Raw genomic sequence first — 322 nt, 5'->3', positions numbered from 1 at the left:
GATGACGGCCTCGCGGTGGTGCTCGTGGAGCAGTTCGCGGCGCTTGCGCTGTCGATCGGCAACCGCGCCTATGTCATGCGGCGCGGCCGCGTCGTCTATGACGGCGACTGCGCGAAGCTCAGGCAATCGCCGGGCGAGCTGCATCGACTTTATCTCGGAGGGACGGAGACGTGCCGGCCTGACGGGTAATGTCAGGAGAGCAACGGAACATTAGACAAGCTCTCGATTTTGCGGCGGCTGGAGCTACACCAGCGCGCCGCAAACGGCTATCAATCGTCGCGAAATCATGCTTCGGGGTGGTGAGAGGCGCGCGGCTTGCAGC

At 64.0% G+C, this 322-nt stretch carries 1 pseudogene; it reads left to right on the top strand.

Annotation, left to right across the window (positions count from 1 at the left end):
* Positions 1 to 189 (top strand): annotated as a pseudogene (locus tag EN807_RS33840) (hypothetical protein); the annotation flags it as partial.
* Positions 190 to 322 lie beyond the last annotated feature (133 nt).

Origin of the sequence: Mesorhizobium sp. M5C.F.Ca.ET.164.01.1.1 (genome assembly GCF_004792125.1) — a bacterium.
Lineage (GTDB): Bacteria > Pseudomonadota > Alphaproteobacteria > Rhizobiales > Rhizobiaceae > Mesorhizobium > Mesorhizobium wenxiniae.
The sequence above is the reverse complement of the archived record's forward strand: the minus strand, read 5'-3'. Positions and strand labels throughout refer to the sequence as shown.